The organism is Nesterenkonia sandarakina, assembly GCF_013410215.1.
Taxonomy (GTDB): Bacteria; Actinomycetota; Actinomycetes; order Actinomycetales; family Micrococcaceae; genus Nesterenkonia; species Nesterenkonia sandarakina.
Genome location: NZ_JACCFQ010000001.1, coordinates 2081334 through 2103800, shown reverse-complemented (window position 1 = coordinate 2103800; position 22467 = coordinate 2081334). Strand labels below are relative to the sequence as shown.

Genomic DNA, 22467 nt, shown 5'->3' with positions numbered 1-22467 from the left:
TTCGTACAGAATATGTCATGTGTCTATAAACCCCGCTCATCACCGTGCCCCCGTTCGTGGCGTGCTCACTGCTCTGCTGGGACTCGGGCTGATCAGCGGCTGCGCCTCCACGGCGAGCGTGGAAGCGGCTGAGGACGCGGCGAATCCGGACTGTGCGGAGGTGATGCTCACGGTCCCTGACGTGATCGGCGACCACGAGCTGCGCCCGACCACTTCGCAGGGCACGGCGGTCTGGGGCGATCCCAGCCACGTGGTCATGCGCTGCGGGGTGGTGCCTCCGGGCCCGACCCCGGAGCACTGCGTCGCGGCCGACGGCGTGGACTGGCTGGCCCTGGAGGAGGACGAGCAGACCTGGCGTCTGGTCAGCTATGGCCGGGACCCGGCCGTGGAGGTGCTGCTGAACCTCGATGAGGTCGCCTCCTCCACCGCGATGCTCGCACTGGCCCCTGCGGTGCAGCGGGTGGAGCAGACGAGGACCTGCACCACCACCGAGCAGGAGATCGAGCAGACCGAGGACGGCCAGGAGGTCCAGGAAGGATCCACCGAGCCGTAGGGCTGAGTCTCCGACCCCGGACGACGCCGGCCGGGTTCAGCCGGCCGGGTCTGTCACCAGCGGCGCCGGACGACGCCGGCCGGGTTCAGCCGGCCCGACGTCGCCCGCTGTCAGCGCAGGCCGGCGGGGCGCTGCAGCGCCAGGGAGAGCAGCTCGGTGATCAGCTCGGTGTAGCCGATCCCGGTGGCCTTCCACATCTGCGGGTACATGCTGATCGGGGTGAAGCCGGGCATGGTGTTGACCTCGTTGATGATCACGTCCCCGGCGGTGGTGTAGAAGAAGTCCGCCCGGGAGATGCCCTCGGCGTCCAGCGCCTCGAAGGCGATGACGGCCTGACGCCGGATCTCCTCGCTGACCTGCTCCGGCAGCTCGGCCGGGCAGGAGAGGTCTGCGGCGGCGGCGTCGGTGTACTTGGCGTTGAAGTCGTAGAACTGGTGCGCCTGGGAGCCGTCGTGGACCGCGATCTCCCCGAGCAGCGAGGCCCGCGCCGGGGCGCCGTCATGGGAGCCCAGCACGCCGCATTCGATCTCGCGGCCGTCGATGCCCTGCTCCACGATGACCTTGGGGTCGTGCTTGCGCGCCTCGGCGATGGCGTCCTGGAGCTGCCCGTGGTCCTCGACCCGGGTGATCCCCATGGATGAGCCTGCGCGGGCCGGCTTGACGAAGACCGGCAGCTCAAGCTGACGGACCCGTTCCAGGGCGGCGTCGGGGTCCTGGGACCATTCCCGGTCGGTGAGCGTCACCCAGGGCCCGACCTGCAGTCCGGCCGCGACGAAGGCGATCTTCATGAAGTGCTTGTCCATGGCCATCGCGGAGCTGAGCACCCCGGCCCCGACGTAGGGCAGCCCGGCCAGCTCCAGGAGACCCTGGAGGGTGCCGTCCTCCCCGAAGGGGCCGTGCAGCAGCGGGAAGACCACGTCGATGCGGCCCAGTGCGGTGGAGCTGCCGTCGGCGTGGACCTCCAGGAGCTCGGCGCTGCGCTCGGAGGAGCCGGCGGCGCCGGAGTGCAGCTGCACGGTGGACTCGGTGGGCAGCACCCGGGGCAGCTCCGCGCCGCCGAAGCCGTGGCTGCGCGGGTCGGTGACCGGGCGGGTCCACTGCCCGGTGGAGGTGATGCCGATGGCGATCACATCGAAGGCCTCGGTATCGATGGCGCCGAGCACTCCGGCGGCGGTCACGCAGCTCACCGAATGTTCCGAGGACTGGCCGCCGTAGAGCACCAGGACGCGGGGCTTCAGGGCAGGGTCAGTCTCTGGCATGGATCATCTTCCTTCGGCTTTGAGGTCTCGGGCCAGCAGCAGCGAGGCCAGGCGGTCCACCGGCAGCTTCCCGTCGAGCACCGCGACCACGGCCTCGCAGATCGGCATCTCGATCTCGTGCTGGCGGGCCAGCTCCACCACGGCGGAGCCGGACTTCATGCCCTCCGCGGTCTGGGAGAGCTGGGCGGTGGCCTGCTCGGCGGTGAGCCCCTCGCCGAGCAGGCGGCCGGCGCTGCGGTTGCGGGAGAGCGGTGAGGCGCAGGTCGCGACCAGGTCTCCGAGTCCGGCGAGCCCGGAGAAGGTCTCCAGGCGTCCACCCAGCACGGTGGCCAGACGGGTGGTCTCAGCCAGTCCGCGGGTGATCACCGAGGCCTTGGAGTTGTCCCCGAGCTTCTGGCCGTCGCAGATCCCCACCGCCAGGGCGATCACGTTCTTCACGATCCCGGCGATCTCCACCCCGGTGACGTCGGTGTTGGTGTAGGGCCGGAAGTACTGGTTCTTGCACAGCGCGGCGACCCGCTCCGCGGTCTGCTCGCTGGCGCAGGCCACCACCGAGGCGGTGGGCTCCTCCCGGGCGATCTCCATCGCCAGGTTGGGTCCGGAGACCACGGCGATGCGGTCCGGGCCTACGCCCAGCTCGGCGGCGATGACCTCGGACATGCGCAGGTCGGTGCCGCGCTCGAGGCCCTTGATCAGGGAGACCAGGACGGCGGAGGACTCGAGGTTCTCCCGGATGATCTGCAGGTGCGAGCGCAGCGACTGGGCCGGTACGGCGAGCACCACGATCTCGGCGCCGTGCACCGCCTCGGCGAGGTCGGTGGTGGCGGTGATCATCTCTGGGAGGCGGGTCTCCCCCAGGTAGGTGGCGTTGCTGTGGGAATCGGTGATCTCGGCGGCCACCTCCTCACGGCGCGCCCAGAGCATGATCGAGGGCAGGTCCCCGCCGAGCACCGCGGCGTCGGCCATGACCTTCGCGAAGGTGGTGCCCCAGCTTCCTGCTCCCAACACGGCGATCTTGGTCATGAGGGACCCTTCTGCTCGTCGTCGGAGGTGGGGTTCTGCGGGGCGCGGCCCGTCTGGCGGCGAGGCACCCGCTGGCGCAGGCTGCGGTCCCAGATCATCTCGGGAGGCTGCTCTCCGCGCAGCGCGGCCACACCTTCGGTGAGCGCGGTCTCGATGCGTTCGGTGGCCTCGCTCAGCACGGACCGGGTCATCGGCCCGGAGCGCAGGTCGGAGAGGTCGATCGGGTCCCCCACGGTGAGCTGGTAGCGCTTGCGCGGGAAGAACTTGGGCAGCTTCGCGTAGGTGCCGAAGAGCTCTTGGACCCCCCAGTGCGTGATCGGGATCAGCGGGGCCCCGGTGCTCAGTGCGAGCCGGGCAGCCCCGGTCTTCGCGCGCATCGGCCAGCCCTCGGGATCCCGGGTCAGGGTCCCTTCGGGGTAGATCAGGATCGCACCCTCGGCCGCCAGGACATCCTTGGCCGCGTCCAGGGAGCGGCGGGCGTCGGTGCGGCTGTCCCGCGAGACCGGGATCTGCTTGAGCCCGCTGAACACCTTGCCCAGCACCGGGATCCGGAACAGCGAGTCCTTGGTCATGAAGTGGAAGGTGTGACCGCTGCGGTAGACGGCGTGGGCGACGGCGAGCGGGTCGACCTCGCTGACGTGGTTGGCCACCGCGATGAACCCGCCCTGCGGGAGCTTCTCCAGGCCGTTCCAGCGCCGCCCCATGGCCAGGTTCAGCACCGGGACACAGACGGCGGCGGCGGCGGAGAAGCCCATCCGGGTGCCGCGACCCACGGTGTAGTCCACGGTGTCCGCGGCAGAGCCGCCGCGGACTGCTGCGACGGGCTCGGTGCGCGTGGACTTGCGGCGGCGTGAGCGGCCGCGGCCCTCGACGGGTGCAGGGTCACTGCTGGAATCGGTCACAGAGGACAACCCTACCGGCCCGACTCAGCGTTCGGACATCACGACATCCGCACCCAGGTCGCTCAGCTTGTCCATGAAGTGCTCGTAGCCGCGGTTGATGACCTCGATGCCGGTGACCTTGGAGGTGCCCTTCGCGGCCAGTGCCGCGATCAGGTGGGAGAAGCCTCCGCGCAGGTCCGGGACGTCGATCTCGGCGCCGTGGAGCTCGGCGGGCCCGGAGATCACCGCGGAGTGCAGGAAGTTGCGCTGCCCGAAGCGGCAGGGGCTGGAGCCCAGGCACTCGCGGTGCAGCTGGATGGAGGCGCCCATCCGCTGCAGCGCCTCGGTGAAGCCGAAGCGGTTCTCATAGACGGTCTCGTGCACGATCGAGACCCCGTGGGCCTGGGTGAGCGCGACCACCAGCGGCTGCTGCCAGTCGGTCATGAAGCCCGGGTGCACGTCGGTCTCGAGCACCAGCGGCTTCAGGGCGTGGCCTGCGTGCCAGAAGCGGATCCCGTCGTCGTCGACGGAGAACTCGCCGCCGATCTTGCGGTAGGTGTTCAAAAACGCGGTGAGGTCCCGCTGGGCGGCACCCTTGACGTAGATGTCCCCCTGGGTGACCAGCGCCGCCGAGGCCCAGGAGGCGGTCTCGTTGCGGTCGGTGATGGCCCGGTGGCGGTACCCGGAGAGCCGGTCCACGCCTTCGATGCGGATGGTGCGGTCGGTGTAGACCGTGATGATCGCGCCCATCTGCTGCAGGATCGCGATCAGGTCGTGGATCTCGGGCTCCACCGCGGCGTTCTCCAGCTCGGTGATGCCTTCGGCGAGCACTGCGGTGAGCAGCACCTGCTCGGTGGCCCCCACCGAGGGGTAGGGCAGGGTCAGCTTCGCGCCCTTGAGACCGCGCGGGGCGGAGATGTGGATGCCGGTGGGCGACTTGTCGACGACGGCGCCGAAGTTGCGCAGCACCTCGAGGTGGTAGTTGATCGGGCGGTCCCCGATCCGGCAGCCGCCGAGATCCGGGATGAACGCCTCACCGTGCTGGTGCATGAGCGGGCCGCAGAAGAGGATCGGGATGCGGGAATCCCCGGCATAGGCGTCGATCTCGGAATGTGCGGCGCTGTAGGAGTCGCGCGGGTCCAGCGTGAGATCACCGGTGGCCGGATCGGCGTCGACCTTGACGCCGTGGATCTGGAGCAGATTGGTGACGATCTCGACGTCTTTGATCGCCGGGACGTTGCGCAGCTGGGACGGCTCGCTGCCCAGCAGCGCGGCCACCATGGCCTTGGGGACGAGGTTCTTCGCGCCACGGACGTGGACGGATCCCTCGAGTGGCTTTCCACCCTGAACGGTGAGCAGCTTGGCCATTGGACTGGCGTCCCTTCTTCGACAAATGTGAAATGTAGCTTTGCCACTGTAACCACATCTGCTGGGATCCCTTCCCGCTTCCGCCGGTGGCTGAGGCAACGATTCGGTCAAGCCGGGGCCCCCGCGGAGGGCCATACGGCGAGGTCAGACCTTTGCCGGCAGGGTTTTCGGCTTGAATCCGGGGCGGCTCGCCTCGAAGGCCTCCACGGCCGGGGCCTCGCGCAGTGTGAGCGAGATATCGTCGAGGCCCTCGAGCAGGCGCCACCGGGTGTAGTTGTCGATCTCGAAGCTGGTCTCCACCGAGCCGCAGCGCACGGTGCGGTGGATCAGGTCCACGGTGATCTCAGTCCCGGGATTGTTCTCCAGCTCCTTCCAGATCAGCTCCACATCCGGCTGGGCCACCTTCGCGGCGAGCAGGCCCTGCTTCGCGGAGTTGCCGTAGAAGATGTCCGCGAAGCGGGATGAGATCACGGCGCGGAAGCCGTAGTCCTTCAGCGCCCAGACGGCATGTTCCCGGGAGGACCCGGTCCCGAAGTCGGAGCCGGCCACGAGCACCGACCCATGCTGATAGGCGGGCTGGTTCAGCACGAAGTCCTGGTTCTTCCGCCAGGAGGAGAACAGCGCGTCCTCGAAGCCGGTCTTGGTGATCCGCTTGAGGTAGACCGCGGGGATGATCTGATCGGTGTCCACGTTCGACTGCTTCAGCGGGACGCCGACGCCGGTGTGGGTGGTGATGGGTTCCATGGATCCTTCTCGGTGATCTGGTGCGGGGCTCAGGCCGGGGCAGCGAGGCTCAGGCCGGGACGAGGATGTCCGCCGGGGCGGAGAGGGTGCCGCGGATCGCGGTCGCGGCGGCCACCACCGGGGAGACCAGGTGGGTCCGTCCGCCCTTGCCCTGGCGGCCCTCGAAGTTGCGGTTCGAGGTGGAGGCGCAGCGCTCCCCCGGGGCCAGCTGATCGGGGTTCATGCCCAGACACATCGAGCAGCCGGCGAAGCGCCACTCGGCGCCGAACTCCTTGAAGACCTTGTCCAGCCCCTCGGCCTCGGCCTGAAGCCGGACCTTCGCGGAGCCGGGCACCACGATCATCCGGACCTCCGGGTCCTTCTCGCGGCCGGCGAGGATCTCCGCGGCGGCGCGCAGGTCCTCCATCCGGGAGTTGGTGCAGGAGCCCAGGAAGACGGTGTCCACCCGGATGTCCTTCATCGGGGTGCCGGGGGTGAGGTCCATGTAGGTCAGCGCCCGCTCGGCGGACTCCCGGGCGACGTCGTCGGTGAAGTCGGTGGGCGCAGGGACCACGCCGTTGAGGCTCACGCCCTGACCGGGATTCGTTCCCCAGGTCACGAACGGGTCCAGGGTGTCGGCGTCGAGGATCACCTCGGCGTCGAAGCGTGCGCCCTCGTCGGTGCGCAGGGACTTCCAGTACTCGACCGCGGCGTCCCAGTCGGCGCCCTCCGGGGCGTGCGGGCGACCCTCGATGAAGTCGAAGGTGGTCTGATCCGGGGCGATCATGCCCGCCCGGGCGCCGGCCTCGATGGACATGTTGCAGATGGTCATCCGCGCGTCCATGGAGAGCTCCTCGATGGCGGAGCCGCGGTATTCCAGCACGTAGCCCTGGCCGCCGCCGGTGCCGATCTCGGCGATCACCGCCAAGATGATGTCCTTGGAGCTCACGCCCGGGCGCAGCGACCCGTTCACGGTGATCGCCATGGTCTTGAACGGCTTCAGCGGCAGGGTCTGGGTGGCCAGGACATGCTCCACCTCAGAGGTGCCGATGCCCATGGCCAGGGCGCCGAAGGCACCGTGGGTGGAGGTGTGGGAGTCCCCGCAGACCACGGTCATCCCGGGCTGGGTCAGGCCCAGCTGCGGGCCGACCACATGGACGATCCCCTGATCGGCGTCGCCCAGGGAGTGGATCCGCACCCCGAACTCCTCGGCGTTCGCGCGCAGCGTGTCGACCTGCTTGCGCGAGATCGGGTCCGCGATGGGCTTGTCGATCTCCAGCGTGGGAGTGTTGTGGTCCTCGGTGGCGATGGTCAGGTCCGGTCGGCGCACCGGGCGCCCGGCCAGGCGCAGACCTTCGAAGGCCTGCGGGCTGGTGACCTCATGGACCAGGTGCAGGTCGATGTAGAGCAGGTCCGGAGACCGCTGACCGTCGGACTCTTCGCCGGCGACGACGACGTGGTCGCGCCAGACCTTTTCAGGCAACGTGAGTGGCGTGTTCGCCATGGGATCCTCCTGATGGGCTCACTCACTACAGAACCACCATTGCGCGGGGGCTTCTATACCCCCGCACAGAGGTCTCATTATCTGAGATCGGGGCGGCGATTGCCAGTATCATGGGCTCATGCCAGCATCGCCCTATTCCCCCCGGCCCGGTGAGCAGTACTCCCCGCAGGCTTCCCGTTCCGGCGCCCCCACAGGCGGCCCGCGCCGGATGGTCGCGCAGAAGCTGCCTCCGGCCTCGGGGGACGGCAGACCCGCACCCACGCTGCCCCCGGACCCGCCGCGGCCGCTGCACTCCCCCTCCGGGATCGGGGTGGTGGACAAGTCGGTGATGATCATGGACGCACTCGAGGCCGGACCGGCCTCACTGGCTCAGCTGGTGGAATGCACCGGCCTGGCCCGGCCCACGGTGCACCGGCTGGCCAGCGCCCTGGTGCACCACCGTTTCCTCAGCCGGGATGTGCGCGGACGCTACGTGATCGGCTCCCGCCTGGCCGAACTGGCCTCCGCCGCCGGGGATGACCGGCTGGTCACCGCGGCCGGCCCGATCCTGCTGCGGCTGCGCGACGCCACCGGGGAGAGCTCCCAGCTCTACCGCCGGCAGGGAGACGCCCGGGTCTGCGTGGCCTCGGCCGAACGGCCGATCGGCCTGCGGGACTCCATCCCGGTGGGCACCCAGCTCTCCATGAAGGCCGGCTCCGCCGCCCAGGTGCTGCTGGCCTGGGAGGACCATGAGCGCCTGGTCGAGGGACTGCACGGCGCCCGGTTCACCCCCACGGTGCTGGCCGGGGTGCGACGCCGCGGCTGGGGCGAGTCCCTCGGGGAGCGTGAGGCCGGGGTCGCCTCGGTCTCCGCCCCGGTGCGTGGACCCTCCGGGCGGGTCCTGGCGGCCGTGTCGATCTCCGGACCGATCGAGCGGCTGACCCGGCAGCCGGGGAGGCAGTACGCCGGCGTCGTCGTCCAGGCGGCGCACCAGCTGACCGAACTTGTCCGCAAGAATCCCGATGCCGCCGAGCACGGACTGGGCGAGCAGTAGCCGGGGCACACCCATCTGCAGGCATTTCCCAGGAATCTTCAGCAGGCCCTTATGATGAGGGGCGTGATTGAGAATATAAGCGTCATCGGAACTGGCTACCTCGGCGCCACCCATGCGGCATGCATGGCAGAACTGGGCTATAACGTGCTCGGCGTGGACATCGACCCCGAGAAGATCGACTCGCTCTCCCGCGGCGAGCTTCCCTTCCACGAACCCGGCCTGCCCGAGCTGATCCGCAAGCATGTGGACTCCGGACGGCTGCGCTTCACCACCGACCTCGAGGAGGTCGGCGCTTGGGGCGACGTGCACTTCATCGCTGTGGGCACCCCGCAGCAGGCCGGCGGCACCGGCGCGGACATGACCTTCGTCAACGCCGCGACCCGCTCGCTGGCGCGTGCGATCAGCAAGGACGCGCTGATCGTGGGCAAGTCCACGGTCCCGGTGGGCACCGCACGCCGGCTCGCGGCCCTGGTCGAGGAAGAGTCCGCCGAGGGTGTGCGCGTGAGCCTGGCATGGAACCCGGAGTTCCTGCGCGAGGGCTTCGCCGTGGAGGACACGCTGCGCCCCGACCGTCTGGTGGTGGGCACCGCTGATGAGGCCGACGAGGCCGTGCTGCGCGACGTCTACTCCGAGGCGCTGGGCCGGGACACCCCCTGGATCGCCACCGACTTTGAGACCGCAGAGCTGGTCAAGGTGGCCGCGAACGCATTCCTGGCCACCAAGATCTCCTTCATCAACGCCTTCTCCGAGGTCACCGAGGCCGTGGGCGGGAACATCACCACCCTGGCCGACGCGATCGGCCACGACACCCGGATCGGCCGGAAGTTCCTCAACGCCGGGGTCGGCTTCGGCGGCGGCTGCCTGCCCAAGGACATCCGGGCCCTGCAGACCCGCGTGGGCGAGCTCGGCCTGGACCACACGATGCGCTTCCTCGATGAGATGGACCAGATCAACCTGCGCCGTCGTGACCGGGTGGTCAACCTCGCAGAGCAGATCCTGGACTCCGATCTGGAGGGCAAGCGGATCGCCGTGCTCGGCGTGACCTTCAAGCCGCTCTCCGACGACGTCCGCGACTCCCCCGGCCTGGACGTGGCGGTGCGCCTGTTCAGCTCCGGGGCCGATGTCTCCGTCTACGACCCGGAGGGCAACCGCAACGCGGCCAAGCGCTTCCCGCGGCTGGGCTACGTGGATTCACTCACCGAGGCGGTCACCGACGCCGATCTGGTGGTGCTGACCACGGAGTGGAACGAGTTCAAGGCGCTCACTCCGGCCGACCTCGAGCCGCTGGTGGCGCAGAAGCAGTTCATCGACGCCCGCAACGTGCTCAGCGCGAGTCAGTGGGAAGGCTCCGGCTGGCGCTTCGCGCAGCTGGGTCGGATCTTCACCGACGCCTGAGCGAATCCCAGCCACGATCATCGATGGCGCTCGTGAGGATCACCTCGCGGGCGCCATCGGCGTCTGACCCGGGTTCTGCGGCAGGGGTGCTGCGCCGGGTTCTGCGCGCGACGCCGCGGGGAGGATCTCGCCGACCTTCAAGAAACCCTCTGGCAGCGCGGCATCTGCCGGGAAGCTGGCCAGCAGCTCATAATCCTCTCCCCCGGCGGCGACCCAATGCAGCGCCCGCTCCTGGGCCTGCTGCGGGGCGAGACCCAGGGCGAGAGTCGCCGGGTGCAGGGCCGCGGCCTGCTCGGCGAGGTCCGGTTCATGCAGCTGCACCCGCACCGCCGAGGCCCGCGCGAGGCGCTGCGCGTCGCGCAGCAGCCCGTCGGAGAGGTCCATCCCGGCGGTGGCACCGGCGGTCACCGCGTCGATGCCGGTGCCCAGTCGCGGGGCCGGGGCGATCTGGGCATCGCGAAGCCGGGCCAGCTCTGGTGTGTCGGCGGAGACCCCGGCCTCGAGCAGCGCCAGACCAGCCGCCGCCGCGCCCAGCGGGCCGGAGACGGCGAGCTGGTCCCCCGGGCGGGCCCCGGTGCGGCGCAGCGCGGGGCGTCCTGCGGGGAGACGGCCGACCGCGGTCAGGGTCACCGAGATCCCAGGGCCGGAACCCAGGTCGCCTCCGGCGATCCGGCAGTGCTCTGCCCCGGTGCGGCGCACCGCCTCCGCCAGTCCGCGGTAGAACCCGCGCACCCAGTCCAGCGGGGTGGCCGCAGGCAGGGTGAGGCTGACCAGCAGCGCCACCGGTGTCGCGGCCATGGCGTTGAGATCGGAGAGGTTCTGTGCGGCGGCCTTGAGCCCGACGGCGCGGCCCATCACTGCGGCCTGGTCCTGACGGCTCCACCAGCTGGCACGAAAGTCCTCATCCTGGCTCAGCGTGTCCATGGTCAGCACGATCCGGGCAGGGGCGCCGTCCTGGGGCAGCTCCAGCACGGCGGCGTCGTCGCCGGGGGCCAGGGTGAGTTCTGCCAGCTCAGTGGCGGGGCTGCCGAGCTCACCGAGCTCCTGGAGGATCACGGCGAGGACCGCGTCCTCCCCGGACTCCCCCACGCTGGCGGGGCCGTCCTGGTTCCGGGTGGGCGTCATTCGACGTCCGGAAGCGCCGCCGCGGTGACCTCGCCGCCGGTCTCGTCACGGATCTCCAGGCGCGCAACGTCCTCGCGCAGCACCGCACCGTTCATCCGACAGTCCACCGGGACTTCGGAGCCCAGGAAGGAGCCGGACTCGATCTCCTGGCCGTCCTCCCCGATGAGCACCACGGTGAACGTCTCCCCGACGGGGAGCCCGTCGATCAGCAGCACGGTCTCGGTGCCCCAGGTGTGGGCGATCAGGGAGCCGTCGACGACGACGCCGGCGCTGGGGTCGGTGAAGCTCACCGGCTCCTGCGAACCGAGCTCCCCGGGCGGTCCCAGCGGTTCTTCGGCCACCAGGACGTCGGCCTCGTCTGGGTCCTCGGCGTCTGAGTCGGCGTCCAGGATCGCCTGCACGCCGAGGGTCCCGGCCACGCCCAGCGCCACGCAGGCGGCCAGTGCGAGGCTCTGCCGCAGCCGTGACCGGCGGCGCGATGGTGCGGCGGCCCCGTGGGCGCCGCGGCGGGTCTGCTGCAGGGTGGGCTGAACTGACTGTTCCTCAGCGTGCTGCGCAGACTGCTTCCGCTCGGCGTCGCGCCGCTTGGCGAACCCCGGTTCGGCGTCGTCCGGCTCGGCGCCCTGTGGTGCGCCCTGCGATGCGGCGTTACGGTCCGGCTGAGCGGGAGCGCGGCCGGCTCCGTCACGCTGCGACTCTCGGGCGGTGACCTCGGCGATCACCCTCTCCCGCAGGGACTCCGGCGGCTGCGCCTGGCTCCAGGCGTCGAGGCTGCCTGGCAGCGCTGCGCTGATCTCGCGCAGCTCGCGAAGCTCCTGGGCGAGCATCGGGTCCTCCGCGCACATCGCGTCGAGTTCCTGACGCTCCGCAGGGCTGAGATCATCGGCCGCCGCCGCGCCGAGCAGCTCCGCGCGCCGCTGCGACGCAGGATCCGGGCCTCCCCTGGGGTCGGTGTCGTCGTGATGTGCACTCATGACTCACCTTCCATCTCTTCGATCGCGCGGCGAAGGGCTCGCAGGCCATAGTAGGTGCGGGTGCGCAGGGTGGGCACGGGCACCTGCAGCGCCTCTGAGAGTTCTGCGTAGTTGAAGCCCAGCACGTGGACGGCCACGACCATCTCGGCATGCTCGGCGCTGATGGTCCCCAGGGCGTCGATGAGCATCATAGTCTGGGCGGGATCCACGACCACAGGATCAGGCGCATCGATCTGTGTGATCTCCGGCTCCATCGGGATCGGGATCCGCCGCCGGGCGCGGAACTCATCGCGGACCACGTTGCGCGCGATCGCGAAGAGCCAGTTGCGCAGGCTCGAGCGCTCGGGGTCGAAGCGGTCCAGGGCCTGCCAGGCCCGCACGAAGGTCTCTTGGACGCATTCCTCAGCGGCGCCACGATCCTGCAGCGCCTTGGTCGCGAACCCGAGCAGCGCGGGGGCGTGCTGGTCGTAGGCGGATTCGATGGTGGGGATACCCAGGCCCGCCTGCGGTTCAGTGCGCATCCGCTCAGCCGCCTCCATCACTTCTCATCCGGTCTCTCGACCTGGACGTCGAAAGTGTGACCCTCAGGCTCCACGATACACAGCGCGGACCGGGCCTCGCTGAGAGCAGAAAGTTTGTTCCGGAAACCGTGAACGCCGAGGCGCTGTGATCAGTATTACGAAGTGGCGGGCCGAAATTCGGCCTCCCACAGTTCTCGAAGGAGTCACCCACGATGACGACATCACGACGCAGAACCATCGGCGCCGGCGCCACCCTGGGCGCAGCAGTCCTGCTGCTCTCCCCCACCATGGCCCACGCCAGCACCGAGGCCGGCAGCGAGGTCGAATGGCCCGAGGAGTTCACCAGCGCCTACACGGTCATGGCAACTCCTGACGAGGTCATCAACTCCGACGGCGAGGTCTCTCCGGGTGAGGAGGGCGCGACGGGCGACTTCATGTTCTGGATCAATTCAGAGGAAGAGGTCATCTGTTACGAGATCACACTCGAAGGGGTCACCGGCGGCTACGAGAGCCCAGCGCTGACCGCCACGCACATCCATGAGGCCGCAGCCGGGGAACCCGGTCCGCCGCGCCTGGCCTTCCCGGATCCAGAGCCCATCGGTGACGAGCCACGCACCTCCACCGGCTGCATGCAGGGTCCCTTCATGACCGGGGTTGAAGGCGACGACGGCGCCGACACCGGCGAAGGATTCAGCCTCGCCGAGATCGAGGCCAACCCGGCCGGCTTCACCGGTGACTCCCACACCGAGGAGTTCACCGACGGTGTGGTCCGCGGACAGCTGATGCAGGTTCCGCTGGACGGTGTGGAGACCGGCGGCGGCGGCATGCAGCAGTCCTCGGCTCCGATCGGCGTCTTCGCCGGGGCCGGCGTGCTGGCACTGGCAGGAGCCAGCGCCTTCATGCTGGTGCGCCGCAGCCAGACCTCGTGACCCGAGGCCTTCAACGGCTCCCTGACGTCAGGGTTCGGCGGCTGCCCCTCGGGGTGGCCGCCGCCCTGGCGCTGGGGCTGGGACTCAGCGCCTGCGGCACGCCTGGGTCCTCGAGCACGGCCTCTGAGCCGGAGCCGGCGAGCTCGACGGTCGATGCGGCGCCGTCGTCGTCGTCGGAAGCAGGCTCTTCAGCGTCAAGCTCACCAGCAGCGCCATCGAGCTCATCTTCCAGTCCCCCCGCGTCGAACAATTCCGCACCGGGCAGCTCGGCGCCGGGCAGCGGCTCAGCCGAGTCCGGAGTCCCACCGGCAGAGGTGCGCATCCCCTCGATCGACGTCGACGAGTCTCTGATCGATCTGGGCATCAACCAGGACGGGACCATGGAGGTGCCCGAGGACTACAGCGAGGTGGGCTGGTTCGAGGGCGGCGGCATGCCCGGCGGACGTGGACCCACCGTGATCGCCGGACACCTGGACTCCACCACTGGTCCCGCAGTGTTCCACCGCCTGGTCCAGATGCAGCCCGGCGATGAGGTGGAGGTCACCGACGCCGAGGGCGAGGTCCACCACTACCGGGTGGAGCACACCGAGGTCTTCCCCAAGGATGACTTCCCCACCCGAGAGGTCTTCGGAGCGATCCCCGAAGATGAGCTGCGCCTGATCACCTGCACCGGTCTCTTCGACGTCGATGCGGGAAGCCACGAGGACAACCACATCGTCTTCGCCGTCCCGGTCGAGGACCCCGGTGGACACTGACCCTGTGAGGTGACAGGGTCGCCCGATGGACATCACTCAATACTGGGACGGGTGGGACCCGATCCTGCACACCGTCATCACCCTGACCGCGGGCTACCTCGCGCTTCTCTTCATCCTCCGGCTCTCCGGGCCGCGCACCATGGCGAATATGACCCCGCTGGACTTCATCGTGGCGGTCACCATCGGTTCGGCCTTCGGGCGTGTGCTCACCGCTGTGGATGTCCCGCTGGCCCAGGCGCTGCTCACGCTGGCCCTGCTGGTGCTGCTGCAGTGGCTGCTGGCCTGGGCGCGGGGACGCTCACCGAAGATGCGCCGACTCCTGGATGCGCCCCCGGTGCTGATCTACTACCAGGGCAAATTCCAGCGGAAGGCGCTGCGCAAGCACCAGCTGGTCGAGGATGACGTGCACACCGCGGTGCGGAACTCCTCGCGCGGATCCATGGGCGAGGTCTCGGCGGTGATCCTGGAGCAGAACGGCGGCCTGGTGGTCATCGGCGATGACCAGCTCGGAGACGGCTCCTCGGTGCTCACCTTCACCGGCCGGGCCGAGGACGACTGACCCACCCGCCACCCTTTTCCCGTTGAGGGGCGGATTCTACGAGCATTCTGGGCCGAAAAGCCCATGAGATGCACGCAGAATCCGCCCCTCAACCTGTGGGTGGGGAGTCTGAGCTCTCACGCATCCGGTTCAGGCGCTGCGCCGTCAGCTCAGACTCCGGAACCGACACGAAGTACCATTCCGCAAGCTTCTGCCGGCCCTCCACGGTGACCTCTCCCTGAAGGACCTGTCTCCGGAAGTCCGCATTGGTCTTGACCAGCACGTTCTCAGCACCGGCCAGGTACCCGATTCGACCCGGCCCCAGCCATTTCCACCCCACGTCCATCGCGCCCCCGGTGGGGGCCTTCTCGATGGACTGGATCGCCTCCCAGGGGAGCGTGCGGGAGACGAACGGGCCCACGGAGAGCGTCAGGCCCTCCTCCACGCTGGCCCGTGTGTGCACCACGAGCACTTTGATGACACCCACCAGGAGCACCGCTACCAGCGCCAAGCCGACGACGGCGAGGACCGAGCCCTGCACAGAGGAGTCCTGGGACGTGAAGGAGACGACCACGGTGATCGCGGCCGTCCACCCCATGAGGCCGTAGATCAGCCAGTACACGGGCCGCTGCGGGTGACTGACGGTGCGGATAGTCTCATCCATGGTGAACGCCTTTCTGGGAGCGACTGCTGCCTGACCTAGCGAGCATCGCTGCGGCGAACCAGACTTCCCAGGTCAGCGAGGCGTGGCATGTCGTCATGCTACCCACGCCCGCAGCTGCACCAAAGCCGTTGAGGGGCGGAATCTGCGAGTAGTTGGGGCCGAAAAGCCCATGAGATGCTCGGAGATTCCGCCGCTCAACGGAGAAAAAGCAAGCGCCCGGTCTCGTGTGAGACCGGGCGCTTGCTTTATCACCAGTGGTGACCCCAGCGGGATTCGAACCCGCGTTACCGCCGTGAGAGGGCAGCGTACTAGGCCGCTATACGATGGGGCCGTGCTTCAGTTGTGCCTCCCGGAATCCGGGAGGGTCGTGCGTGCGGAGTGTCGGGTCCCCGCGCTCCGAGAAGCGCGGGGCCAGACGTCCGTGACCCCAGCGGGATTCGAACCCGCGTTACCGCCGTGAGAGGGCAGCGTACTAGGCCGCTATACGATGGGGCCGCATTTCATAGCTTTGGCCCCCGTCGCCGAGGGCCGGTCGTGCTGTGTAAGAGACCACCAATGGGTCTCCGCTGGGCTACTAGGACTCGAACCTAGAACGACGGTACCAGAAACCGCTGTGTTGCCGATTACACCATAGCCCATTATTTGCTTGTCAACGCCGTCGCATCGGGCAACTTTTCGCCCCCAGCAACGGGAATCAACTATACACATGGGTGGCGCCGAAGCACAAAACGAGCTCGGCGCCACCTGTGCTGGCTGCTCAGCCTCGGGCCGCGAAGAGCTCCCGGAAGCGGCGGAGCCTGCTCAGCGAGGACTCGCGTCCCAGCAGCTCCATGGATTCAAACAGCGGCGGAGACACCCGGCGCCCGGAGATCGCCGAGCGCACCGCGCCGAAGGCCTTGCGCGGCTTCAGCTCAAGCCCCTCGAGCAGCGCCTCCCGCAGCGCCGACTCGATGGCCTCGGTGCTCCACTGAGCATCCTCGATCGGGGTGAGCGCCGCGATGGAGGCATCGAGGGTCTCCAGGACCTGATCCCCGAGTCCGCTGAATGCCTTGTCCTCGATGGCCAGCTCGGCGTCATCGGTGAACAGGAACGCCATCATGTCTGCGCCCTCATCGAGCAGCGCGATGCGCTCCTGGACCAGCGGGGCCGCGCCGTCGAGCATGCTGGCCTGCGCGGGGTCCAGCTGCTCCCTCAGCAGGCCCCTGGCCTGCAGGTATGGAATGAGGCGGTCGCGGAAGTCGGAGGCCTCCAGGCGGCGGATATGGGTGCCGTTGATGGCCTCGGCCTTCTTCACGTCGAAGCGTGCCGGGTTGGCGAGCACATCGGTGATGTCGAAGTGCTCGATGAGCTCATCGACCGTGAAGATGTCCTCGTCGGCGGAGAGCGACCAGCCCAGCAGCGCCAGGTAGTTCAGCAGGCCCTCGGGCACGAAGCCGCGGTCCCGATGGTGGAAGAGGTTGGACTCCGGGTCCCGCTTGGAGAGCTTCTTGTTGCCCTCCCCCATCACGTAGGGAAGGTGGCCGAAGATCGGCATGTGCTTGGCCACGCCCACGGCATACAGCGCCCGGTAGAGCGCCACCTGGCGCGGGGTGGAGGAGAGCAGGTCCTCCCCGCGCAGCACGTGGGTGATCTCCATGGCGGCGTCGTCCACCGGGTTCACCAGGGTGTAGAGCGGCTGACCGTTCCCGCGGGCCACCACGAAGTCAGGGGTGGAGCCGGCGCCGAAGGTGATCTCCCCACGCACCGCATCGGTGAAGCTGATGTCCTCATCGGGCATCCGGAAGCGCAGCACCGGCTGACGGCCCTCGGCCCGGAACGCCTCGATCTGCTCCTGGCTCAGGGTCCGGTCAAAGCCGTCGTAGCCCAGCTTCGGGTCCCGGCCGGCGGCGAGGTGGCGCGCCTCGACCTCCTCCGGGGTGGAGAAGGCCTCGTAGATGAAACCCGCCTCGAGCAGTTTCGCCAGCACCTCGGCGTAGAACTCACCGCGCTGGGACTGCCGGTAGGGGGCGTGCGGTCCGCCGGTCTCGGCGCCCTCGTCCCAGTCGATGCCGAGCCAGCGCAGCGCCTCGAGCAGCTGCTGGTAGGACTCCTCGGAGTCCCGGGCGGCGTCGGTGTCTTCGATCCGGAAGATCATCTTCCCGCCGGTGTGCCGGGCGTAGGCCCAGTTGAACAGGGCGGTGCGGATCAGTCCGACGTGCGGGGTGCCGGTGGGTGAAGGGCAGAACCGGACCCGGACCGGGGCGGAGGGGTCGACGGCGGGGATCTGGTCTGCAGAGGCAGAGGTGAGAGTCATAGGGGAAATCAGTTCCTGAAGTGGTTGACGAGTGTGCCGATGCCTTCGATGTCCGCCTCGAAGCGGTCCCCGGACCCGAGCAGGCCGACGCCGGCGGGGGTCCCGGTGAGGATGACATCACCGGGGAGCAGGGTGAAGGCCTGGGAGATGTAGGCGATGAGCTCGGCCACGCCGAAGATCATCTCGGAGGTGGAGCCGTCCTGGACGGTCTCCCCGTTGAGCCGTCCCGAGATCCGCAGACCCTCGGGATCAAGGTCGGTCTCGATCCAGGGACCCAGCGGGGTGGACCCGTCGAAGCCCTTGGCGCGGGCCCACTGGCCGTCGGTGCGCTGCGCGTCGCGGGCGGTGAGATCGTTGGCCACCGTGTAGCCGAAGACGACCTCGGGGACCCGTTCCACCGGCACGTCCTTGCAGATCCGTCCGATGACGACGGCCAGCTCGGCCTCGTAGCTGACCTCCTCCGAGAAGGATGGCAGCGTGACGGGCTCGTTGGGGCCCACCACGGCGGTGTTGGGGATCAGGAACAGCAGCGGCGAGACCGGGATCTCCCCGCCCATCTCCTTGACGTGATCGGCATAGTTGCGTCCGACGCCGATCAGCTTGGACCGCGGGATGATCGGGGCGACCAGCCGCACGTCCTCAAGCCGGTGCGTGGTCTCGGTCTGCTGGATCCCCTGATAGAAGGGGTCTCCGTTGAGTTCGATGATGGTTTCTTCGCCCTCTCCCCCGGTGACAAGACCGTAGGAGGGTTCGGCGTCCGTGACAAAACGTGCAATGCGCATGGGCCAACTCTATCGCCCACGCGCATTGCACGTTCTTCAGCTGTGATCTCGTCCTGCTGGCCTGTCCGCCGGCGGACGGCTCAGGCGAGGCGGCAGGTCAGGCGAGGCGGTGCATCCACCCGTGCCGGTCCTCGCCGGTGCCGGTCTGGATCCCGAGGAGCTCCTCGCGGATCGAGAGCGTGACCTCTCCGGTCCCGGCGGAGGCGATCCGGCGCTCCCCGTCCAGCAGCTCTCCGATGGGTGTGATCACGGCCGCGGTGCCGCAGGCGAAGGCCTCGGTGATGCTGCCGTCGGTGATCCCTGCGTCCCACTCCTCCAAGGTGACCTGGCGCTCCTCGACCTGCATGCCGCGGTCCTTCGCGAGCTGGATCACCGAGGCGCGGGTGATGCCCTCCAGGATGGTGCCGGTCAGCGCGGGGGTGATCAGCCTGTTGTCGGCGGTGACCAGGAAGACGTTCATGCCGCCGAGCTCCTCGATGGCGTTCTCCCGCAGCGGGTCCAGGAAGAGCACCTGATCGCAGCCCTTGGCGGTGGCCTGCTGCTGGGCGGCCAGCGAGCCGGCGTAGTTTCCGCCGGTCTTTGCGGCTCCGGTCCCGCCGGGTGCGGCGCGGATGTAGTCCCGGGAGACCCAGATGCGCACCGGCTTGAGCTCACCGCCGAAGTAGTTTCCGGCTGGGGAGGCGATCACCCGGTAGGAGACCGCATTCGCCGGCCGCACGCCCAGGAACGCCTCGGAGGCGAACATGAACGGGCGCAGGTAGAGCGCCTCGCCGTCGCCGTCGGGCACCCAGGCCTTATCGGTGGAGACCAGCTCCTCCAGGGACTCGATGAAGAGCTCCTCGGGGAGCTCGGGCAGCGCCATGCGCACCGCCGAGCGGTTCAGCCGCCTGGCGTTCTCCAGCGGGCGGAAGGTGTAGATCCCGCCGTCGGCGTGACGGTAGGCCTTCATGCCTTCGAAGATCTCCTGGGCGTAGTGCAGCACGGCGGCCGCCGGGTCCAGCGAGATCGGTCCGTAGGGCTCCACACGGGCGCTGCCCCAGCCACCCTCGGCGGTCCAGTCGATCACCGAGGTGTGATCCGTGAAGTGGGTCCCGAACCCCGGGTTCGCCAGGATCTCCTGCAGCCGCTCCGGGGAGGTGGGCGTGGGATGGGGGGTGTGATGAAACGTCATGGTGGCCTTTCGGGTGTGCCCGCATGGATGCGCCCTGCGGAAGTCGGTCTCCCGCCCTACTCTACGAGACCAGATCCCGGATGAAAGAGCATGACCGGTGCCGACCGGGCCGATCAAGCTGGCCCGATCAAGCGGGCCGGTCCAGCCGGTCCGGTTCAGCCAGCTGGTTTCAGCCGGCGAGCCGCGCCACGAAGGCGTCGCCGCGCTGGCTGGTGCTCAGCCCGGACGTGCCCTCCTGGGCCCACTGGCTGAGCTGGGCGTGGACCGCGCTCTCCAGACGCTGCGCAGCCGCGCTGAGACCCAGGTGGTCCAGCATCAGCCCGGCGGAGAGCACCGCCGCGGTGGGGTCGGCGATCGCCTTCCCGGCGATGTCCGGCGCCGAGCCGTGCACCGGCTCGAACATCGACGGCGCGGTGCCGGCGGTGTTGATCGAGGCCGAGGCGGCCAGGCCGATGCCTCCGCTGATGGCCGGAGCGAGGTCCGTGAGGATGTCGCCGAAGAGGTTGTCGGTGACGATCACGTCGAAGCGCTGCGGGTTGTTGACCATGTGGATGGTGGCGGCGTCCACGTGCATGTAGTCCCAGCGGACCTCGGGGAAGGACTCCGCCACCGCCGCCGTCGTCCGGGTCCAGAGGTCCCCGGAGTAGGTGAGCACGTTGTTCTTGTGCACCAGGGTCAGGTGCTTGCCGCGGGCCTGGGCGCGGTGGAACGCATCCTCGACCACCCGGCGCACCCCGTAGGCGGTGTTGACCGAGACCTCGGTGGCGATCTCCGCCTCGGTGCCGCGGCGCAGCAGCCCGCCGTTGCCGGCGTAGGGACCCTCGGTGCCCTCGCGGACCACCACGAAGTCGATCGGGTTCTCCTGATCCACGCCGCGCAGCGGGGAGATCACTCCGGGGTAGGAGCGGGTGGGCCTGAGGTTCACGCAGTGATCCAGGTTGAAGCGCAGCCCCAGCAGCAGCTCGCGCTCGATGATCCCGGAGGGCACCCGGGTGTCCAGCGGGTCGGCACCCACGGCGCCGAAGAGGATCGCGTCATGGCCGCGCAGCGCCTGCAGCGTCTCCTCGGTGAGCGTCTCCCCGGTGCGCAGCCAGTGCTCCGCACCCAGGGAGTACTCGGTGTAGCTGAACTGGGCGCTCTCCGAGGCCAGGGCGGCGTCGAGCACCTTGCGCGCCTCGGCGACCACCTCCGGGCCGATGCCGTCGCCGCCGATTACTGCAATGTCGAATGTGTTCTCAGCCATAGCGTCACTCTATGCGCTCCGGCACAGGCGGCACGAGAGCCCCGACACAGACTCTCAGCATCTGAGACCCACCGGCGAGGTGCTCGATCAGCTTAGTCGGTCTTCTCCTCGTGGCGGGGGAAGATCGGAGTGGGCTTGACCAGCACGGTGCCCGGAACCAGCTCGGTGTCAAAGGCGGCGAAGCTGCGCGGTCCCTCCCCGGAGGCGTTGGTCCGCCCGGCGTCTCCGGATGCCTCGACGTTCAGCGCATCCAGCAGCCGGCGGGCAGACTCCGGCATGACCGGCTGGGCCAGGAGCGCGACCTTGCGCAGCACCTCGGCGGTCACATAGAGCACCGTGTTCATCCTCGAGAGGTCGGTCTTCTTCAGCTTCCAGGGCTCCTGCTCCGCGAAGTAGGCGTTGGCCTCCCCCAGGACGAACCAGGTGCGTTCCAGGGCGCGGTGGAAGTCCTGCGCGTCGTAGGCCTCGCGGCTGATCTCCAGGAGTTCATCGGCCTGGGCCAGGATCCGGCGATCCGCGGCGGTGCGCTCGCCAGGCTGCGGGATCATCTCCTCGCAGTTCTTCACGATCATCGAGAGCGAGCGCTGAGCCAGGTTGCCCAGGTTGTTCGCCAGGTCGGAGTTCTTCCGGACCAGGACCGCCTCGTGGGTGTACGAGCCGTCCGCGCCGAAGGGGAACTCGCGCAGCAGGAAGAACCGCACGGCGTCGAGCCCGTATTCCGCGACCCAGTCGGCAGGGGCGACCACATTGCCCACGGACTTCGACATCTTCTCCCCGGCGTTGTTGAGGAAGCCGTGGATCATCACCCGCTTGGGCAGCGGCAGCTGCGCGCTCATCAGGAACGCGGGCCAGAAGATGCAGTGGAACCGGGAGATGTCCTTGCCGATGACGTGCACGTCGGCGGGCCAGAACCGGGTGAAGCTCTCCGACTCGGTGTCCGGGAAGCCGACGCCGGTGAGGTAGTTGGTCAGCGCGTCCACCCAGACGTACATCACGTGGTCGAGGCTGGTGTCCTCCGCGGTGAGGTCCTTGGGCACCGGCACGCCCCAGTCGAAGGTGGTCCGGGAGATCGCCAGGTCTTCCAGCCCGCCCTCGACGAACCGGATGACCTCGTTGAACCGGCTGCGCGGCGCGCCGAAGTCCGGGTTCGCCTGGAAGAAGTCCAGCAGCGGCTGCTGGTACTTCGAAAGCCGGAAGAAGTAGGACTCCTCCTCGGTCCAGGTCACCGGGGTCTGGGTCTCCGTGGCCAGGCGCTCCCCGGCCGCATCGAGCTGAGTCTCATCCTCGGAGTAGAACCGCTCGTCCCGCACCGAGTACCAGCCGGCGTATTTGTCCAGGTAGATGTCCCCGGCCTCGACCATGCGCCGCCAGATCGCGGTGGAGGCCGCGTAGTGATCCTCATCGGTGGTGCGGATGAAGCGATCATAGGAGATCCCGGCGACCTCATCATCCATGGCCTTGAACACGGCCGCGTTGCGGTCGGCCAGCTCCCGGGTGGAGATCCCCAGGTTCTGGGCGGTCTGCTGCATCTTCTGCCCGTGCTCATCGGTGCCGGTGAGGAAGTAGGTCTCGTAGCCGTCCAGGCGCTTGAACCGCGCCATCACATCGGAGGCGATGACCTCGTAGGCATGACCGATATGCGGCTCCCCATTGGGGTAATGGATCGCCGTGGTGATATAGAACGGGGGCTTGGTAGAAGTCACCCTAGGAATTTACCCCACCCGGTTGCCAAC

Annotated in this window: 22 protein-coding genes and 3 tRNA genes; 6 read left to right on the top strand and 19 right to left on the bottom strand. The window is 68.8% G+C overall.

The annotated features are described in order from the left end of the window. Positions 1-61 precede the first annotated feature (61 nt). On the top strand, positions 62-553 hold the full coding sequence (locus HNR11_RS09720) for a DUF3515 family protein (protein WP_343050642.1): 492 nt from the start codon (positions 62-64) through the stop codon (positions 551-553). A gap of 110 nt (positions 554-663) precedes the next feature. Here HNR11_RS09720 and HNR11_RS09715 read toward each other — a convergent pair whose 3' ends face one another. The 6 genes from HNR11_RS09715 to leuC all read right to left on the bottom strand — a co-directional run bounded on the left by HNR11_RS09715 (position 664) and on the right by leuC (position 7311). Then, positions 664-1812 (bottom strand): D-alanine--D-alanine ligase family protein, encoded by a 1149-nt coding sequence (locus HNR11_RS09715; RefSeq protein ID WP_179442110.1) that lies wholly within the window; start codon positions 1810-1812, stop codon positions 664-666. A gap of 3 nt (positions 1813-1815) precedes the next feature. Continuing rightward, entirely contained in the window at positions 1816-2835 is a 1020-nt protein-coding gene (locus tag HNR11_RS09710) for an NAD(P)H-dependent glycerol-3-phosphate dehydrogenase (RefSeq protein ID WP_179442109.1), read from the bottom strand. Then, positions 2832-3737, bottom strand: coding sequence for a lysophospholipid acyltransferase family protein (locus HNR11_RS09705; protein ID WP_343050641.1), 906 nt, complete (start codon positions 3735-3737; stop codon positions 2832-2834). The genes HNR11_RS09710 and HNR11_RS09705 overlap by 4 nt, the downstream gene beginning before the upstream one ends. A 24-nt stretch (positions 3738-3761) precedes the next feature. Further along, positions 3762-5084, bottom strand: coding sequence for a UDP-N-acetylglucosamine 1-carboxyvinyltransferase (murA, locus tag HNR11_RS09700; RefSeq protein ID WP_179442108.1), 1323 nt, complete (start codon positions 5082-5084; stop codon positions 3762-3764). Positions 5085-5228: 144 nt separating this feature from the next. Then, on the bottom strand, positions 5229-5828 hold the full coding sequence (leuD, locus tag HNR11_RS09695) for a 3-isopropylmalate dehydratase small subunit (protein WP_179442107.1): 600 nt from the start codon (positions 5826-5828) through the stop codon (positions 5229-5231). 49 nt (positions 5829-5877) lie between these two features. Further along, on the bottom strand, positions 5878-7311 hold the full coding sequence (leuC, locus tag HNR11_RS09690) for a 3-isopropylmalate dehydratase large subunit (protein WP_179442106.1): 1434 nt from the start codon (positions 7309-7311) through the stop codon (positions 5878-5880). A 118-nt stretch (positions 7312-7429) separates the two neighbouring features. On the opposite strand from leuC, the gene HNR11_RS09685 reads away from it, so the two are divergent. Both HNR11_RS09685 and HNR11_RS09680 read left to right on the top strand, forming a co-directional pair. Then, positions 7430-8344 (top strand): IclR family transcriptional regulator, encoded by a 915-nt coding sequence (locus HNR11_RS09685; RefSeq protein ID WP_375139262.1) that lies wholly within the window; start codon positions 7430-7432, stop codon positions 8342-8344. A 54-nt stretch (positions 8345-8398) separates the two neighbouring features. Next, a complete protein-coding gene (locus tag HNR11_RS09680; RefSeq protein WP_246310374.1) occupies positions 8399-9739 on the top strand; it encodes a UDP-glucose dehydrogenase family protein in 1341 nt (446 codons plus the stop codon). Between the two features lie 39 nt (positions 9740-9778). On the opposite strand, the gene thiL is transcribed toward HNR11_RS09680, so the two are convergent. Genes thiL through HNR11_RS09665 form a run of 3 tightly spaced genes read right to left on the bottom strand, consistent with a single transcriptional unit; the run spans position 9779 to position 12359 of the window. After that, a complete protein-coding gene (gene thiL, locus HNR11_RS09675; RefSeq protein WP_179442104.1) occupies positions 9779-10864 on the bottom strand; it encodes a thiamine-phosphate kinase in 1086 nt (361 codons plus the stop codon). Further along, positions 10861-11838, bottom strand: coding sequence for a hypothetical protein (locus tag HNR11_RS09670; RefSeq protein WP_179442103.1), 978 nt, complete (start codon positions 11836-11838; stop codon positions 10861-10863). The genes thiL and HNR11_RS09670 overlap by 4 nt, the downstream gene beginning before the upstream one ends. Beyond that, a complete protein-coding gene (locus HNR11_RS09665) occupies positions 11835-12359 on the bottom strand; it encodes a sigma-70 family RNA polymerase sigma factor (protein WP_179442102.1) in 525 nt (174 codons plus the stop codon). The genes HNR11_RS09670 and HNR11_RS09665 overlap by 4 nt, the downstream gene beginning before the upstream one ends. A 212-nt stretch (positions 12360-12571) precedes the next feature. Between HNR11_RS09665 and HNR11_RS09660 the strand changes: the two genes are divergently transcribed. Then, on the top strand, positions 12572-13288 hold the full coding sequence (locus HNR11_RS09660; protein ID WP_058888770.1) for a CHRD domain-containing protein: 717 nt from the start codon (positions 12572-12574) through the stop codon (positions 13286-13288). Between the two features lie 10 nt (positions 13289-13298). On the opposite strand, the gene HNR11_RS14090 is transcribed toward HNR11_RS09660, so the two are convergent. Beyond that, a complete protein-coding gene (locus HNR11_RS14090) occupies positions 13299-13610 on the bottom strand; it encodes a hypothetical protein (protein WP_246310373.1) in 312 nt (103 codons plus the stop codon). On the opposite strand from HNR11_RS14090, the gene HNR11_RS14085 reads away from it, so the two are divergent. Next, complete coding sequence (locus HNR11_RS14085) at positions 13603-14043, top strand: class F sortase (protein ID WP_343050640.1); 441 nt, start codon at positions 13603-13605, stop codon at positions 14041-14043. The two genes, HNR11_RS14090 and HNR11_RS14085, sit on opposite strands and share 8 nt — an antisense overlap. 25 nt (positions 14044-14068) lie before the next feature. Further along, a complete protein-coding gene (locus tag HNR11_RS09650) occupies positions 14069-14602 on the top strand; it encodes a DUF421 domain-containing protein (RefSeq protein ID WP_179442101.1) in 534 nt (177 codons plus the stop codon). Between the two features lie 88 nt (positions 14603-14690). Here HNR11_RS09650 and HNR11_RS09645 read toward each other — a convergent pair whose 3' ends face one another. From HNR11_RS09645 to metG, 9 genes are all read right to left on the bottom strand, one after another. After that, positions 14691-15245 (bottom strand): hypothetical protein, encoded by a 555-nt coding sequence (locus tag HNR11_RS09645; protein ID WP_179442100.1) that lies wholly within the window; start codon positions 15243-15245, stop codon positions 14691-14693. A gap of 255 nt (positions 15246-15500) precedes the next feature. Further along, positions 15501-15576, bottom strand: a tRNA-Glu gene (locus tag HNR11_RS09640). 91 nt (positions 15577-15667) lie between these two features. Further along, positions 15668-15740 (bottom strand) — tRNA-Glu (locus HNR11_RS09635). Positions 15741-15811: 71 nt separating this feature from the next. After that, a tRNA-Gln gene (locus HNR11_RS09630) sits at positions 15812-15883 on the bottom strand. A 119-nt stretch (positions 15884-16002) separates the two neighbouring features. Next, positions 16003-17538 (bottom strand): glutamate--tRNA ligase, encoded by a 1536-nt coding sequence (gltX, locus tag HNR11_RS09625; RefSeq protein ID WP_179442099.1) that lies wholly within the window; start codon positions 17536-17538, stop codon positions 16003-16005. Between the two features lie 8 nt (positions 17539-17546). Continuing rightward, positions 17547-18320, bottom strand: a complete 774-nt coding sequence (locus HNR11_RS09620) for a fumarylacetoacetate hydrolase family protein (RefSeq protein ID WP_179442098.1) — start codon at positions 18318-18320, stop codon at positions 17547-17549. A gap of 97 nt (positions 18321-18417) precedes the next feature. After that, positions 18418-19491, bottom strand: coding sequence for a branched-chain amino acid aminotransferase (locus HNR11_RS09615; protein WP_179442097.1), 1074 nt, complete (start codon positions 19489-19491; stop codon positions 18418-18420). Between the two features lie 169 nt (positions 19492-19660). Beyond that, positions 19661-20734, bottom strand: coding sequence for a 3-isopropylmalate dehydrogenase (locus HNR11_RS09610; protein WP_179442096.1), 1074 nt, complete (start codon positions 20732-20734; stop codon positions 19661-19663). 92 nt (positions 20735-20826) lie between these two features. Then, the gene (gene metG / locus HNR11_RS09605) at positions 20827-22437 is read right to left on the bottom strand and encodes a methionine--tRNA ligase (RefSeq protein ID WP_179442095.1); all 1611 of its coding nucleotides are present in this window, start codon (positions 22435-22437) and stop codon (positions 20827-20829) included. Positions 22438-22467: the final 30 nt, after the last annotated feature.

Excerpts from the sequence above, each read along its gene's own strand:
- HNR11_RS09660 (WP_058888770.1), top strand. The coding sequence starts at position 12,572 with ATGACGACATCACGACGCAGAACCATCGGCGCCGGCGCCACCCTGGGC.
- HNR11_RS09680 (WP_246310374.1), top strand. The coding sequence starts at position 8,399 with ATGAGGGGCGTGATTGAGAATATAAGCGTCATCGGAACTGGCTACCTC.
- HNR11_RS09665 (WP_179442102.1), bottom strand. The coding sequence starts at position 12,359 with ATGCGCACTGAACCGCAGGCGGGCCTGGGTATCCCCACCATCGAATCC.
- HNR11_RS09620 (WP_179442098.1), bottom strand. The coding sequence starts at position 18,320 with ATGCGCATTGCACGTTTTGTCACGGACGCCGAACCCTCCTACGGTCTT.
- murA (WP_179442108.1), bottom strand. The coding sequence starts at position 5,084 with ATGGCCAAGCTGCTCACCGTTCAGGGTGGAAAGCCACTCGAGGGATCC.
- HNR11_RS09610 (WP_179442096.1), bottom strand. The coding sequence starts at position 20,734 with ATGGCTGAGAACACATTCGACATTGCAGTAATCGGCGGCGACGGCATC.
- HNR11_RS09615 (WP_179442097.1), bottom strand. The coding sequence starts at position 19,491 with ATGACGTTTCATCACACCCCCCATCCCACGCCCACCTCCCCGGAGCGG.
- gltX (WP_179442099.1), bottom strand. The coding sequence starts at position 17,538 with ATGACTCTCACCTCTGCCTCTGCAGACCAGATCCCCGCCGTCGACCCC.
- HNR11_RS14090 (WP_246310373.1), bottom strand. The coding sequence starts at position 13,610 with ATGCGCACCTCTGCCGGTGGGACTCCGGACTCGGCTGAGCCGCTGCCC.
- HNR11_RS09715 (WP_179442110.1), bottom strand. The coding sequence starts at position 1,812 with ATGCCAGAGACTGACCCTGCCCTGAAGCCCCGCGTCCTGGTGCTCTAC.
- thiL (WP_179442104.1), bottom strand. The coding sequence starts at position 10,864 with ATGACGCCCACCCGGAACCAGGACGGCCCCGCCAGCGTGGGGGAGTCC.
- HNR11_RS09645 (WP_179442100.1), bottom strand. The coding sequence starts at position 15,245 with ATGGATGAGACTATCCGCACCGTCAGTCACCCGCAGCGGCCCGTGTAC.
- HNR11_RS09685 (WP_375139262.1), top strand. The coding sequence starts at position 7,430 with ATGCCAGCATCGCCCTATTCCCCCCGGCCCGGTGAGCAGTACTCCCCG.
- leuC (WP_179442106.1), bottom strand. The coding sequence starts at position 7,311 with ATGGCGAACACGCCACTCACGTTGCCTGAAAAGGTCTGGCGCGACCAC.
- HNR11_RS09670 (WP_179442103.1), bottom strand. The coding sequence starts at position 11,838 with ATGAGTGCACATCACGACGACACCGACCCCAGGGGAGGCCCGGATCCT.
- HNR11_RS09650 (WP_179442101.1), top strand. The coding sequence starts at position 14,069 with ATGGACATCACTCAATACTGGGACGGGTGGGACCCGATCCTGCACACC.
- HNR11_RS09710 (WP_179442109.1), bottom strand. The coding sequence starts at position 2,835 with ATGACCAAGATCGCCGTGTTGGGAGCAGGAAGCTGGGGCACCACCTTC.
- leuD (WP_179442107.1), bottom strand. The coding sequence starts at position 5,828 with ATGGAACCCATCACCACCCACACCGGCGTCGGCGTCCCGCTGAAGCAG.